We start from the raw sequence: 13,720 nt of genomic DNA, 5'->3' as shown, positions 1-13,720 counted from the left end.
GTACTTTTTTAACTAAAAGCAAAATCATGAAGAAAACTAACAAAGTAATTGATTTATTTGGTAAGGAGAGAATCGTTCAAAATGAAGGTGTAAAATATTCTGAACTTTTAAACGATTTTATAAAACCTTTTGAGCATGACTTTGATGAAAATTATGATATCGATGATGTTCTGGAGTTTGCCATTCAAGTTTGGAACTTTGGAAATTTAAAAAGTGTTGTGCCTCCAGAAGAGTTTGATGAAATTTTATCTCCATCAAAAAACTTGAACACCAAAGAGAAAGTGATTTTTGAAAAAATGTTGGAGGCAAAGGTCAATGCATTTGGTCAGTATGAACGCTTTATAATTGATTTTACTTTAAAGGAGGTAAGCAATGAATTAAGATTAGAGGTTGTAGCTGGGGATTTCGAAGCTTTTCATGAAAGTTTAGAAGATAGGTTTTCGTATGAACCAATTGAAGAAGATTTTGAACAGAATTACGTTAACCGTTATGCTGTTATATTAAAACCATTAGAACCCTTTTTTGAATGGATTAATACCATATATACAGAAGAAACTATTACAAGGGTTGAAGAGGCAAATGTTTATCTCGTTGACGATGGTATACAGGACTTAGAAAAATGGTTGAAAAAGAAATACGATAAGTTTTTTGTTATGGAATTGGAAGATTGGCATGTGAATAAAAAAGAATGGCCTCAAAAAAGATCTTATAAAATGTTTAAGAAATGGTTTCAAGTTAGTATTTCTAAAATGGTTTATGATATGGAGCCAAGACCAGTTACTAAAGAAGTTTAATCTAAAGAATTCTTAGACGCTTTGCTTCGAGGTTGTTCCTTTTTTTAAATTACCTATCTTAGCACCATGCTTTCTAAAAAAACAAAATACGGATTAAAGGCACTTACCTACATCGCTAGGGTAGAAGGCGATGCACCTGTGCAGGTAGGTGAAATAGCAGCTAACGAGAAGATTCCACAAAAATTTCTGGAAAGTATATTAACCAGTTTGAGAAAATCTGGGTTTTTAGGGTCCAAGAAAGGAAAACATGGAGGGTATTACCTTAGAAAAGAACCTTCAGAGATTCTTATGACCGAAGTTATGCGCATTTTAGAAGGTCCCATAGCTATGGTGCCCTGCGTGAGTTTGAACTTTTATGAAAAGTGTGACGATTGCCCCGATGAAAACGAATGCAGTGTCCATAAACTCATGATTCAAGTTAGGGATAGTACGCTTAATGTGTTCAGAAATACCACTTTAGCCGATTTGTCAGGTAGCTAAAAAATGAAAATTTAATAATAAAACTACTTCTTTTTATTTATTTTCTTCCATTTACCCTTAAAATATGCCATTATTCTAAAAAATGTTAGAATCTGTTTTTTATGTGGAAAAAAGTTTTACTTTTGTAATTCCTATTAAACCGATAGGGTTAATATAAAACGAGTTTAAATGATAGGACAAGTGATATTAAAAGATAAGCAAAAATCGACTTATAAAGCAGATAGCACCAACGATAAGCCAATACGAAGTGTCGCCAAAGCTCTAAGCTGGAGGGTTGTAGGTACTTTAGATACGTTAGTGGTTTCTTTTGTTTTGGCAAGAGATTTTAAAATAGCCGCTTCTATTGCATCCGTAGATTTTATTACAAAATTGATTTTGTACTTTTTTCATGAGAGAATTTGGAATATCATAAAATGGGGAAGATAATTAAGAGAAATATGTTTACAGAAAATCAAATACAGGACTTGAATGAGGCTTTTAAAAATGCAAAGCCTTCTGAAATTATAAGAAAGGCTTTAGAGCTTAGCAGTAAAGCTGTTGTAACTACCAATTTTAGACCTTATGAAGCTGCTATTTTACACGCGGTAAACAAAGAAAAATCTGAAATTGCTGTCGTTTGGTGTGATACAGGTTATAATACGCCGCAAACATACAGGCATGCCAATCAAGTAATAGACGCTTTAAAATTGAATGTGTCCTTATATGTGCCTAAACAAACAGCGGCGTATAGAGATGTAGTCATGGGGATACCAAGTGTTGATGCTCCAGAGCATGCACTATTTACAGAACAAGTTAAATTAGAGCCTTTTAGACGTGCGATGGAAGCACATAAGCCCGAAGTGTGGTTTACTAATTTAAGACAAGGACAAACTGCATTTCGAGATAGTATCGGTATTTTTAGTTTAAGTAAAGATGGTATCCTAAAAGTAAGTCCGTTTTACTATTGGTCTGATGCTGATTTAGATACCTATTTGGAAGAACACGATTTGCCAAATGAATTTAAATATTTTGATCCAACTAAGGCTTTAGAAAACAGGGAGTGTGGTTTGCACGCATAAGATAATTGATAAAATGAATATAATGAATAAAGATACATCATATATAAATTCGCTAGAAAACGAAGCTATATACATTATTAGAGAAGTAGCGGCACAATTTGAAAGACCGGTATTGTTATTTTCTGGAGGAAAAGATTCAATCACCTTAGTAAGGCTGGCTGTAAAAGCATTTTATCCTGCTAAAATTCCGTTTCCTTTAATGCATATAGATACGGGGCATAATTTCCCAGAAACCATAGAGTTTAGAGATCGTTTAGTAAAAGAGTTGGGACTGGAATTAATCGTAAGACATGTTCAGGATTCTATAGACGAAGGAAAAGTAAAAGAAGAATCTGGTAAGTATTCTAGTAGAAATCAATTACAAACTACCACCCTTCTAGATGCCATCGAAGAATTTAAGTTTGATGCATGTATTGGCGGTGCACGTCGCGATGAAGAAAAGGCACGAGCTAAAGAACGTATCTTTTCAGTAAGGGATGATTTTGGTCAATGGGATGAAAAAAACCAGCGCCCTGAATTATTCGATATGTTGAATGGTCAGATTGAATTGGGGCAAAACGTACGTGTATTCCCTATTTCAAACTGGACAGAGTTGGACGTGTGGTCGTATATCGAAAAAGAGAATATAGAAATACCATCTATCTATTTTGCTCATACCAGAGCCACATTCTTAAGAGATGGATTAATATGGTCTGCTGAAGACGATGTGGTTTACCGCGAAGATGATGAAGAAGTTGTAGATCGTATGGTGCGTTTTAGAACAGTAGGAGATATGAGTTGTACAGCAGCAGTGCTTTCAGATGCAACCGATATTAAAACGGTTGTTCAGGAAATTCGTGAGTCTTCAATTTCAGAGCGCGGAGCTCGTATTGATGATAAACGTTCAGAAGCAGCCATGGAAAAGCGTAAACAACAAGGGTATTTTTAAAATTTGCAAAAGCAAATTTCGCCCCCAGCTTTTGGCAATTGGTCATTAGCAAAACTAAAAAAATAAAAACTAGGCCGATAGCCAAAAGCTAAAAGCCAATAGCTGAATAAAAAAATGGAAGTATTAAAAATAGCAACAGCGGGAAGTGTAGATGATGGAAAAAGTACCTTAATAGGACGTATTCTATACGACACCAAATCATTAACAACCGATAAGTTAGAGGCCATAGAAAGTAAAAGTAAACAACTTGGTTACGATTATTTGGATTTTTCTTTAGCAACAGATGGTTTGGTAGCAGAAAGAGAACAAGGTATAACTATAGATGTAGCACATATTTATTTTTCAACAGCTAAAAAAAGCTATATAATAGCCGATACACCAGGCCATATAGAATATACGCGAAACATGGTTACAGGAGCCTCAACATCTCAGGCGTCCATCATTTTAATAGATGCCAGAAAAGGCGTTATTGAGCAGACTAACCGTCACTTTTTTATCAATAACTTATTGCGTATTAAAGATATTGTGGTTGCCATTAATAAAATGGACTTAGTTGATTACTCCGAAGAGACCTACAATAGTATCAAGGCAGATTTCGAGGAATTAATGAGTAAAAGAGATTACCAAGATCAAAAAATAACATTTATCCCAGTAAGTGCATTAAAAGGAGATAATGTTGTACACAAGTCAGAAAAAATGCCTTGGTATAAAGGAGAAGCATTATTAGAGCACTTGGAGCAATTAGATAAAGCCGATATTTTTAATGTAGGTACGCCACGTTTTCCTGTACAATATGTTATTCGTCCAAAAACAGATGAGTTTCACGATTTTAGAGGCTATGCAGGTAAAGTATACGGTGGTAATTTAAGTGTAGGTGACGATGTTATTGTGTTGCCATCAAAAACGAGATCGAAGATAAAGGATATCTATTTCTATGACGAGAAATATGAAACAGCATCAAGACGATCGTCGGTAACGATAACCTTAGAAGATGATATTAATGTGAGCCGTGGTGATATGATTGTTAAAGAAGGAGACATACCAACTATAGATAAACAATTTACGGCAAATGTATGCTGGATGGATGCAAACCAATTAACACCAGGAGCAAAATATGTTGTACAACATGGTGTTAATAAAGTGTTGGCAAAAGTAGATCGTATCAATCATAAAATTCACCCGGATTATTCGGGAATAGAAAAAGATGTAACTGGATTGGGTGTTAATGACATCGCCTCGGTAACGTTTAAATTAAATAAACCAATTTTTTACGATCAATTTAAAAATCATAGAACAAACGGGTCTTTTATTTTAATTGATACACAATCAAATAATACTGTTGGAGCTGGCTTTATTCAGTAAAAAGCTTGTTCTATTCAAAAGATAAACACTAAAAAAAATCCTTCTTAAGAAGGTGGGTAAAATGCAAAGTTTTAGAACAGAAATAGAGAATCCTGTTGTTGAAAGGGATGTTATTGAATTAGCCAATAAGATAGAGTTATTTAACAACGGTAAAATTGATGAGGAGAAATTTAGAAGCCTTCGTTTGGCACGTGGTGTTTATGGTCAGCGTCAAGAAGGTGTGCAGATGATTCGTATTAAATTACCTTATGGAAAGGTGTTAAGCAATCAATTGCGTCGCATTTCGGATGTGTCCGACGAATATTCACGTGGTCGTTTGCATATTACAACACGCCAGGATATACAAATTCACTATGTCGATTTAAACAGAACACCAGAGCTTTGGGCAGAATTGGAAAAAGATGATGTTACGTTAAGAGAGGCTTGTGGAAACACAGTGCGTAATGTAACAGCTTCGGAAACTGCAGGGATTGATGTTAACGAACCTTTTGATGTGTCGCCTTATGCCGATGCTTTGTTTCGTTTCTTCTTAAGAAATCCTATCTGTCAAGAAATGGGACGTAAATTTAAGGTTTCTTTTTCTGCTTCCGATGAAGATACAGGTCTCTCATATATGCATGACCTTGGTTTTATTGCTAAAGTAGAAAATGGCATTCGTGGCTTTAAAGTAATGATTGGTGGTGGATTGGGTTCTCAACCACGTGAAGCCGATGAGCTCTATAGCTTTTTGCCTTCAGATAAGATTATTCCGTTAATGGAAGGCGTTTTAAGAATATTTGATCGTCATGGAGAGCGTAAAAGCCGTTCTAAGGCGCGAATGAAATTTCTTATTAAGGACATTGGTCTAGAAGCATTTAAGGATTTGGTTGCTGCGGAACAAAAGGCCATTGCTCTTAAATCGGTGCCTATTGATGCCGATGCGTATAAAGTGTCAAAACCAGTATCGGTTGAAGCGCCTCAAGTAACCATTAAAGATCAGGAAGCATTCAATATTTGGAAATCGACCAATTTAATACCGCAAAAGCAGGCAGGTTATGTAGCCATAGGCATTAAAGTGCTTTTAGGTGATTTTTACACCGATAAGGCTAGATTATTAGCAGACTTGGTAGAAAACTATGCCGCTGGGGAAATTCGTCTGTCGTTAAGACAAAATATTGTTATTCCATTTGTTAAAGAAGAATTAGTTCCGTTTTTTTATACAGAATTAGAAAAACTTGGGTTTGTAGAGGCTGGATATAATAAAGCAGTTGATATTACAGCCTGTCCAGGGACAGATACATGTAATTTGGGGATAGCAAGTAGTACTGGTATCGCTGATGAATTAGAACGTGTTATAAAGGCTGAGTACCCACAGTATTTAAATAATGAAGATCTGGTTATAAAAATTAGTGGCTGTATGAATGCTTGTGGACAACACAATATGGCTAACATAGGATTTCAAGGAATGTCTGTGCGTACACCAGATAAGTTGGTAGCACCAGCATTACAAGTACTGCTTGGAGGTGGTAATTTGGGTGACGGGAAAGGCGTTTTTGCCGATAAGGTTGTAAAAGTGCCAAGTAAAAGAGGACCAGAAGCTTTGCGTAGAATTTTAAATGATTTTGAAGCAAATGCCAACGGGAAAACGTTTTTAGAGTATTATAAAGTAACTGGTGAGAAGTATTTTTACGATTTGTTAACCGACTTATCGGATGTTACTAATCTAACCCAAGACGATTTTATTGATTGGGGAACCGAAGAAGCATATGTAAAAGAAATTGGTATTGGCGAATGTGCAGGTGTAGTAATAGATTTAATTGCAACCTTGTTTTTTGAAAGCGAAGAAAAAATTGATAATGCAAAGGAATCTTTGGATAATAAAGTCTATTCAAGTGCTGTTTACCATGCCTACAGTTCTATGGTAAATTCGGCAAAGGCATTACTGTTGTCAGAAAACAAGAAAACAAATACACATGCAGGTATTATTAGTCAGTTTGATGAACTTTTTGTTGAAAGCAATAAGATAGACTTAACAGGAACATTTTCTGAATTAATTTATCAGATAAACAAAAATGCGCCGACAGAAGAGTTTGCCATTAGATATATAGAAGATGCAACGCGATTTTTAGAAAAGGTAAGAACATATCGTGATGCTGAAAATAAAGATAATAAGCTAGAAGTAAAAGCTGTTTAAAAAAATATAAATGAGTACTAAAACCCCTAAGTTAACAGTTGTAGGTGCCGGGCCGGGAGACAAGGACTTGATAACGCTTAAAGCCATTAAAGCAATCGAGTCTGCCGATGTTATCCTGTATGATGCGCTTATCAATGACGAACTGTTAGCTTATGCGTCAAAAGAAGCAGAGCTTATTTTTGTAGGTAAGCGTAAGGGGTGTTATGCATTTCAACAAGCCCAAATAAATGAGTTTATTGTCGAAAAGGCGAAGCAAAAAGGCCATGTTGTTAGATTAAAAGGAGGAGACCCTTTTATTTTTGGACGGGGTGCAGAAGAAATAGACTATGTAAGGAAATATGGTTTAGAAACGTATGTTGTTCCGGGAATAACTTCGGCAATTGCAGTACCTGCATACCAAGGTATCCCGTTAACCAAACGTAATGTATCCGAAAGTTTTTGGGTAATTACAGCAACAACAAAGAATCATCAGTTATCAACCGATGTGCCTTTAGCGGCCAAGTCTACTGCTACAGTAGTTATTTTGATGGGAATGCATAAATTGAATGAGATTGTAAAGGTGTTTACCAAAGAGAACAAACAAAACACACCAATGGCGATCATTCAAAATGGAACAAGGGAGAGTGAAAAGGTTGCAATCGGAACAGTGAGCACTATGGAAGCGCTCGTTGCCCAAAAGGGATTAGCCTCTCCAGCCATTATTGTTATTGGAGACGTGGTAAAAGAGCGTGTTATTTTAGATACGGTTTATAATGCATTGGCTATAAAGTAATAAGATGGAAGGACGTAATAATTTATATCCTATCTTTTTAAAAGTGCAACAGCTCAAGGTGCTAATAGTAGGTGGAGGCTTTGTGGCAGAAGAGAAGTTGGGGTTTTTATTAAAGTCGAGTCCAGATGCTCACGTTACTATTGTATCCCCTGAGTTTAGGGAAGATACCATTAACCTAGCAAAGCAGGGCGATGTGACCTTAGTGAAAGATGCATATGATAAAAAGTATTTAAAAGGACACCATATAGTTGTAGCTACAACCAATAAACAAGAAGTAAATGCTAAAGTGTATAAGCATTGTAGAAAAAGAAGTATTTTGGTTAACGTAGCAGACAACCCACCATATTGTGATTTTTATATGGGTGGTATCGTTACAAAAGGTAATGTGAAAGTGGCGATTTCAACAAATGGAAAATCACCAACAACAGCCAAGAGGTTAAGACAGTTTTTTGAAGATGTACTTCCAGAGAATGTAGACGAATTGGTAATAAATTTAAATAAATATAGAAAAACAATAAAAGGCGATTTCGAGCAAAAGGTAGAAAAGCTAAATGAATTTACTAAAGGATTAATTGAAAAAAAAGAAGCATAAAATGATTAAAACAGATATACTAATAATAGGAGCGGGACCAACTGGATTGTTTACGGTTTTTGAAGCTGGATTGTTGAAGTTAAAATGTCATTTAATTGATGCCTTACCGCAGCCAGGTGGACAATGTTCAGAAATTTATCCTAAAAAGCCTATTTACGATATTCCTGGATTTCCCGAAATACTAGCAGGCGATTTAACTAAAAACCTGTTAGAACAAGGTAAGCAGTTTGAACCCGGATTTACATTGGGGGAACGTGCTGAAACCATTGAAAAGCAAGAAGACGGTTCTTTTATTGTTACAACAAATAAAGGAACTAAACACCAAGCACCTGTTGTCGCCATTGCGGGCGGTTTAGGATCTTTTGAGCCTAGAAAACCATCAATAGAAGGTCTTACGGATTATGAGGACAAAGGTGTTGAGTACATTATTAAAGATCCAGAAATTTACAGAAATAAAAGAGTTGTAATTTCAGGAGGTGGTGATTCTGCATTAGATTGGAGTATTTTCCTTTCAGATGTTGCTTCCGAAGTTACATTAATTCACAGAAGAAATGAATTTAGAGGTGCTTTAGATTCAGTAGAAAAAGTAAGAGAACTAACTCTTTTAAATAAAATAAACTTAATTACGCCGGCAGAAGTAACAGGTTTACATGGCGATGGGAAAATTGAAGCTGTTACCGTAACCAAAGATGGAGAAGAAACTGTATTGGAAACAGATCATTTCATTCCATTATTTGGGTTGTCTCCTAAACTAGGGCCTATTGGTAACTGGGGCTTAGAAATAGAAAAAAATGCCATCAAGGTAGATAATTCACTAAATTATCAAACAAACATTCCTGGTATTTTTGCTATTGGTGATGTAAATACCTATCCTGAAAAATTAAAATTAATCCTTTGTGGTTTCCACGAGGCAACATTGATGTGTCAGGCAGCATACAGAATTATCAATCCTGGAAAAAAATATGTTTTAAAGTATACAACTGTAAGTGGTATTGATGGGTTTGATGGTTCTCGTAAAGAAGCACCAAAAGCTGTAGTGCAGTCTATATCATAAAATATTTATGTAAATTTCGCATGTATTTTACGATAAGTAATAGATGAAAAATTATAATGTACGTTTAAGAGAAGTAATGGAAACGTTTACAAAGCGGTTGTTTTATAACCTCTTTGACCCTCAAGAATCCGAAACGTTATTTTTAAAACAAACGTTTTTGGAGGTAGCCGAAAAGCTTTCCATTGCTAATCCAGAGACTATTTGGGAAACATTCGAAGAGCAATTTCCCGCTATTAGAGAAAAATTAGATTTAGACGCCACGTCATTTTTAAAAAATGATCCGGCGTCTACATGCATAGAAGAAGTTTATCTGGCTTATCCTGGCTTTTTGGCAATTTCGGTGTACCGTCTAAGTCACGAGCTATTCGTTTTAAAAGTGCCAATTATTCCTAGGATGATGAGTGAATATGTACATGGTATTACAGGGATAGATATTCATCCAGGTGCTACCATAGGTGAAGCGTTTTACATAGATCATGGTACGGGAATCGTGATTGGGGAAACCTCCATCATAGGTAACCAAGTTAAGATATACCAAGGAGTTACCTTAGGAGGGATTTCAGTAGCCAAGAGCTTAGCATCCACAAAGCGACACCCTACCATTGAAGATAACGTTTGTATTTATGCCAATGCTACCATTTTGGGTGGTGATATCGTTATAGGTGCCAATAGTACCATAGGAGCTAACGTTTGGATTACCCAATCGGTACCAGAAAACTCATTAGTCACCTATCAAACAGAAATTAAGATAAGACCCAAAAAGAATGGCATACGGTAGAAGTATTTTGAACCTTATTGGCAATACCCCATTAGTAGAGGCAAGTCAGCTTATTCCAAATAAAAAAGTAAAGCTTCTTTTAAAGTTAGAAGGTAATAATCCAGCAGGTAGTGTTAAAGATCGACCCGCCTTTAATATGATTAATGAAGCTTTAAAGCGAGGCGACATTAAAGAAGGAGGGTATTTGGTTGAAGCAACTAGTGGGAATACAGGAATTGCCCTAGCCTTTATTGCACGACTTTTAGGGCTTAATATGGTCTTAGTTATGCCAGAGAACTCTACAGAAGAGCGCGTAAAAACAATGCGAGCCTATGGTGCTGAGGTTATTTTAACACCAGCTGATGCAGGTATTGAAGGATCTAGGGACGTTGCGTTTCAGTTAAGGGATGAAAAAGGGTATACCTTACTCAATCAGTTTGAGAATGATGATAATTGGATGGCACATTATAAAACTACCGGACCTGAAATTTGGAAAGATACACATGGTGAGATTACCCACTTTGTATCGGCTATGGGAACTACCGGTACCATCATGGGCGTGTCTACCTACTTAAAGGAACAAAACAAAGCTGTTCAAATTATTGGAGCCCAGCCAACCGATGGCTCAAGGATTCCAGGTATTAGAAAATGGTCACCCGAATATGTGCCCAAATTTTTCGACCGTTCTAAGGTTGATCAAGTAATTGAAGTTACCGAAGTGGAAGCTAAAGCGATGACCCAACGATTGGCTAAAGATGAAGGTGTTTTTGCTGGTATGAGTAGTGGAGGTGCCGTGTTTACCGCTTTAAAATTAGCGGAAACATTAGAAGAAGGAGTTATAGTCGCCATTATTTGTGACAGAGGCGATCGTTACCTGTCATCAACATTATTTGAATAAATTACTTCAGAACGAAGTCCTAGAGGTGTATGAGAAAACATTTAAACCTCCCAGCGTATCAATAAAGGTTATTTTATAATACTTACGTAAGCCTTCTTAGAAAATGAAGTATATATTATGTTTATTACTTTTATTTACTGCTTGTAAAAACAAAAAAAGCAATGTTCCAGAATATATTAATGTTGGTGTTATTGCCGATTGTCAATATTGCGATTGTGCTAGTACCAACACTAGGTTTTATAAAGGGGCAAAGGAAAAACTTCAGGAAGCTGTACGTGTGTTGAATTCCAAAGAATTAGATTATGTAATTCATTTAGGAGATTTTATTGATAGGGATTATGCCAGTTTTGATTCTGTTTTTCCTGTTTGGGAAAAGTTGAAATCGAATACAAAGCATGTTTTAGGCAATCATGATTTTAGTGTTTCAGATTCTTTAAAACCTTTAGTCCCAAAAAGAATGGGTTTGTCTAAACGCTATTATAGTTTTAAAACGAATAATTGGCGTTTTATTGTTTTGGATGGAAACGACCTAAGTTATTATGCGGCAGATTCTGAAAGAAAACAACAAGAGACCGATTCTCTGTTTAACCTATTGAAGAAAGACAGTTTGCCAAACTTACAAAAATGGAATGGCGGATTGAGCAATGAACAGCTGAAGTGGATAAAAGACGAGTTAGAAACAGCTGTACATAATAAAGAAATGGTTGGTTTTTATAGTCATTTTCCTGTAGCCAAAGAAGAAGAAGTCCATAACCTATGGAACTTTAAGCAGTTTTTAAAACTAATAGAAGGCTATAGCAATGTTAAGTTCTATTTTAATGGGCATAATCACCATGGTGATTACATTGAAAAAAATGGAGTGCATTTCCTTACGTTTAAAGGGATGGTAGATAGCGAGGACAAAACGGCTTTTTCGGTGGCAAGAATTAAGAAGGATTCCATCATTATAAAAGGGTATGGAAGAGAGGTGTCTAGAAGGTTAAAAATAAAAGAGCCTTAAACAGCCTTTTACTATCTATGCTTTAGATAATGATTAATCAAAAATAAAGTGTTAATTTTGCACACTAGTTCATAAACGTATTAATAGTGTTATCAAGAAAGGCAGAGGGAATAGACCCAGTGAAGCCTTGGCAACCCTTTATCTTGTAAAGAAGGTGCTACGTTCTACTAACAGTCAGAAGATAAAGGATTGTTGGAAAGATAACGGAAATGTTCCATTACTTTTCCTGATAACATAGTATTAAAAGAATTTGTCGGTTTTAATTAAAAGCGATAGATAGTTACGCACTGTATTGTGTTTGCTATAATACAGTAAGATTGCGTGTTACGTTTGGTAGATAATAAAAAAATATCGAAAAGATGTCAAATATACAAGAGGTTTTACAAGAGCGTATTCTCGTGTTAGATGGGGCTATGGGAACCATGCTTCAAGCTTACAAGTTTAATGAAGCCGATTTTAGAGGAGAGCGGTTCAAGGATTATCCTATTCCTTTACAAGGGAATAACGATTTGCTTTCTATAACCCAACCAAAAGCTATCAAGGAAATCCATGCTAAATACTTTGAGGCAGGAGCCGATATTGTAGAAACAAACACGTTTTCTGGCACAACTATAGCCATGGCAGATTACCAAATGGAAGATTTGGTGTATGAGTTAAACTATCAATCGGCAAAGATAGCAAGGGAAGTTGCAGATGAGTTTACAGCTAAAGAACCTAATAAACCTAGATTTGTAGCTGGTTCTATAGGACCAACAAACCGTACGGCTAGTATGTCTCCCGATGTAAACGATCCTGGTTACAGAGCGGTTACTTTTGATGAATTACGAGTAGCATATAAGCAACAGGTTGAAGCATTGATAGATGGAGGAGCGCATTTACTTCTGGTAGAAACGGTGTTTGATACCTTAAATGCAAAAGCAGCATTGTTTGCTATTGAGGAAGTAAAAGAAGAACGCAATATTGAAATGCCTGTCATGTTAAGCGGTACTATAACCGATGCGAGCGGACGCACCTTATCGGGGCAAACAGCCGAAGCGTTTTTAATTTCGGTGTCACATGTTCCATTGTTTTCTATTGGGTTTAATTGTGCTCTTGGAGCTAATTTGTTGCAGCCCCATTTAGAGGCTATTGCAAATAAAACGGATTTTGCTATTTCTGCCCATCCTAATGCGGGATTACCAAACGCCTTTGGTGAATACGATGAAACACCAGAAGAAATGGGAGCGCAAATTGAAGAATATTTAAAGAAAAACTTAATTAATATCATTGGTGGCTGCTGTGGTACAACGCCCGAACACATTAGGGTGATCGCAGATATTGCCGCAAAATATAAACCACGGGAGAGGTTATTGGTTAATAGTTATTGAATTGTCAGGTTGGTAGAAACAGATAAAATAATATTAAGAAAAACCAAGCTTGAAGATATTGAAAGGATATTGAATTTTGAAGCGGATAATAATCAATTTGTTCAACAATATAATTTTAGTGAGCATAAAGAAATATTAGAATCTGAGAGTCATTTATCTGTTTTTGAAAGAAAAAGTAATTTACTCATTGGATTTGTGATTTTAGCCGGGATTTTGAGTTCGGATAAGATTATTGAATTCAGAAGAATTGTAATATCTAAAAAAGGATCTGGATATGGGAAAGATACAGTCCAATTGGTTAAGAAGATTTGTTTTGAAGGTTATAAAGCAAGTAAGATTTGGTTGGACGTGTATGCAGACAATAAAAGAGCAATAAAATTATACAAATTAATGGGGTTTATAGAAGAAGGTGTTGAAGCCATTGATGAAAATAGAAAATTATTGATAATGTCAATTGCTAATAACCAATAACCAGAAACTAATAA

The 13,720-nt window shown here is 35.8% G+C and carries 15 protein-coding genes and 1 riboswitch; all 15 genes read left to right on the top strand.

Going from position 1 to position 13,720, the window contains the following annotated elements; all coding sequences use genetic code 11:
- Positions 1-26: 26 nt before the first annotated feature.
- The 15 genes from ABD792_RS06075 to ABD792_RS06005 all read left to right on the top strand — a co-directional run bounded on the left by ABD792_RS06075 (position 27) and on the right by ABD792_RS06005 (position 13,706).
- Complete coding sequence (locus ABD792_RS06075; protein ID WP_345004961.1) at positions 27-794, top strand: hypothetical protein; 768 nt, start codon at positions 27-29, stop codon at positions 792-794.
- A 66-nt stretch (positions 795-860) separates the two neighbouring features.
- On the top strand, positions 861-1,274 hold the full coding sequence (locus tag ABD792_RS06070; protein WP_345004960.1) for an RrF2 family transcriptional regulator: 414 nt from the start codon (positions 861-863) through the stop codon (positions 1,272-1,274).
- Positions 1,275-1,442: 168 nt separating this feature from the next.
- Positions 1,443-1,700: a DUF2061 domain-containing protein gene (locus ABD792_RS06065; RefSeq protein ID WP_345004959.1), complete on the top strand. Its 258-nt coding sequence runs from the start codon at positions 1,443-1,445 to the stop codon at positions 1,698-1,700.
- A gap of 11 nt (positions 1,701-1,711) precedes the next feature.
- Entirely contained in the window at positions 1,712-2,332 is a 621-nt protein-coding gene (locus ABD792_RS06060; RefSeq protein WP_345004958.1) for a phosphoadenosine phosphosulfate reductase domain-containing protein, read from the top strand.
- A 22-nt stretch (positions 2,333-2,354) separates the two neighbouring features.
- Positions 2,355-3,260 carry a sulfate adenylyltransferase subunit CysD gene (cysD, locus tag ABD792_RS06055; RefSeq protein WP_345004956.1) on the top strand — a complete coding sequence of 302 codons (906 nt, stop codon included), beginning with the start codon at positions 2,355-2,357 and terminating at the stop codon, positions 3,258-3,260.
- Between the two features lie 114 nt (positions 3,261-3,374).
- On the top strand, positions 3,375-4,622 hold the full coding sequence (locus ABD792_RS06050; protein WP_345004954.1) for a sulfate adenylyltransferase subunit 1: 1,248 nt from the start codon (positions 3,375-3,377) through the stop codon (positions 4,620-4,622).
- 61 nt (positions 4,623-4,683) lie between these two features.
- Positions 4,684-6,795 carry a HEPN domain-containing protein gene (locus tag ABD792_RS06045; protein ID WP_345004953.1) on the top strand — a complete coding sequence of 704 codons (2,112 nt, stop codon included), beginning with the start codon at positions 4,684-4,686 and terminating at the stop codon, positions 6,793-6,795.
- 10 nt (positions 6,796-6,805) lie between these two features.
- Positions 6,806-7,567 (top strand): uroporphyrinogen-III C-methyltransferase, encoded by a 762-nt coding sequence (gene cobA / locus ABD792_RS06040; RefSeq protein WP_345004952.1) that lies wholly within the window; start codon positions 6,806-6,808, stop codon positions 7,565-7,567.
- A 4-nt stretch (positions 7,568-7,571) separates the two neighbouring features.
- Positions 7,572-8,159, top strand: coding sequence for a precorrin-2 dehydrogenase/sirohydrochlorin ferrochelatase family protein (locus tag ABD792_RS06035; protein WP_345004951.1), 588 nt, complete (start codon positions 7,572-7,574; stop codon positions 8,157-8,159).
- A 1-nt stretch (position 8,160) separates the two neighbouring features.
- Complete coding sequence (locus ABD792_RS06030; RefSeq protein ID WP_345004950.1) at positions 8,161-9,213, top strand: NAD(P)/FAD-dependent oxidoreductase; 1,053 nt, start codon at positions 8,161-8,163, stop codon at positions 9,211-9,213.
- A 43-nt stretch (positions 9,214-9,256) separates the two neighbouring features.
- Complete coding sequence (gene epsC / locus ABD792_RS06025) at positions 9,257-9,991, top strand: serine O-acetyltransferase EpsC (protein ID WP_345004949.1); 735 nt, start codon at positions 9,257-9,259, stop codon at positions 9,989-9,991.
- Positions 9,978-10,868, top strand: coding sequence for a cysteine synthase CysM (gene cysM / locus ABD792_RS06020; protein WP_345004948.1), 891 nt, complete (start codon positions 9,978-9,980; stop codon positions 10,866-10,868). The genes epsC and cysM overlap by 14 nt, the downstream gene beginning before the upstream one ends.
- Positions 10,869-10,971: 103 nt before the next feature.
- Complete coding sequence (locus ABD792_RS06015; RefSeq protein ID WP_345004947.1) at positions 10,972-11,868, top strand: metallophosphoesterase; 897 nt, start codon at positions 10,972-10,974, stop codon at positions 11,866-11,868.
- 86 nt (positions 11,869-11,954) lie between these two features.
- Positions 11,955-12,075, top strand: a riboswitch (SAM riboswitch).
- A 152-nt stretch (positions 12,076-12,227) separates the two neighbouring features.
- Positions 12,228-13,235: a homocysteine S-methyltransferase family protein gene (locus ABD792_RS06010; RefSeq protein ID WP_345004946.1), complete on the top strand. Its 1,008-nt coding sequence runs from the start codon at positions 12,228-12,230 to the stop codon at positions 13,233-13,235.
- Between the two features lie 9 nt (positions 13,236-13,244).
- The gene (locus ABD792_RS06005; protein WP_345004945.1) at positions 13,245-13,706 is read left to right on the top strand and encodes a GNAT family N-acetyltransferase; all 462 of its coding nucleotides are present in this window, start codon (positions 13,245-13,247) and stop codon (positions 13,704-13,706) included.
- The last annotated feature ends 14 nt before the right edge of the window (positions 13,707-13,720 follow it).

The organism is Snuella lapsa (assembly GCF_039539345.1).
Classification (GTDB): domain Bacteria; phylum Bacteroidota; class Bacteroidia; order Flavobacteriales; family Flavobacteriaceae; genus Snuella; species Snuella lapsa.
Note: the sequence above shows the minus strand (reverse complement) of the source record. Positions and strands in the feature narration are given on the sequence as shown.

What these genes read in the sequence shown, in the direction of transcription:
- ABD792_RS06075 (WP_345004961.1), top strand. Translation starts at nt 27, where the DNA reads ATGAAGAAAACTAACAAAGTAATTGATTTATTTGGTAAGGAGAGAATC.
- ABD792_RS06070 (WP_345004960.1), top strand. Translation starts at nt 861, where the DNA reads ATGCTTTCTAAAAAAACAAAATACGGATTAAAGGCACTTACCTACATC.
- ABD792_RS06065 (WP_345004959.1), top strand. Translation starts at nt 1,443, where the DNA reads ATGATAGGACAAGTGATATTAAAAGATAAGCAAAAATCGACTTATAAA.
- ABD792_RS06060 (WP_345004958.1), top strand. Translation starts at nt 1,712, where the DNA reads ATGTTTACAGAAAATCAAATACAGGACTTGAATGAGGCTTTTAAAAAT.
- cysD (WP_345004956.1), top strand. Translation starts at nt 2,355, where the DNA reads ATGAATAAAGATACATCATATATAAATTCGCTAGAAAACGAAGCTATA.
- ABD792_RS06050 (WP_345004954.1), top strand. Translation starts at nt 3,375, where the DNA reads ATGGAAGTATTAAAAATAGCAACAGCGGGAAGTGTAGATGATGGAAAA.
- ABD792_RS06045 (WP_345004953.1), top strand. Translation starts at nt 4,684, where the DNA reads ATGCAAAGTTTTAGAACAGAAATAGAGAATCCTGTTGTTGAAAGGGAT.
- cobA (WP_345004952.1), top strand. Translation starts at nt 6,806, where the DNA reads ATGAGTACTAAAACCCCTAAGTTAACAGTTGTAGGTGCCGGGCCGGGA.
- ABD792_RS06035 (WP_345004951.1), top strand. Translation starts at nt 7,572, where the DNA reads ATGGAAGGACGTAATAATTTATATCCTATCTTTTTAAAAGTGCAACAG.
- ABD792_RS06030 (WP_345004950.1), top strand. Translation starts at nt 8,161, where the DNA reads ATGATTAAAACAGATATACTAATAATAGGAGCGGGACCAACTGGATTG.
- epsC (WP_345004949.1), top strand. Translation starts at nt 9,257, where the DNA reads ATGAAAAATTATAATGTACGTTTAAGAGAAGTAATGGAAACGTTTACA.
- cysM (WP_345004948.1), top strand. Translation starts at nt 9,978, where the DNA reads ATGGCATACGGTAGAAGTATTTTGAACCTTATTGGCAATACCCCATTA.
- ABD792_RS06015 (WP_345004947.1), top strand. Translation starts at nt 10,972, where the DNA reads ATGAAGTATATATTATGTTTATTACTTTTATTTACTGCTTGTAAAAAC.
- ABD792_RS06010 (WP_345004946.1), top strand. Translation starts at nt 12,228, where the DNA reads ATGTCAAATATACAAGAGGTTTTACAAGAGCGTATTCTCGTGTTAGAT.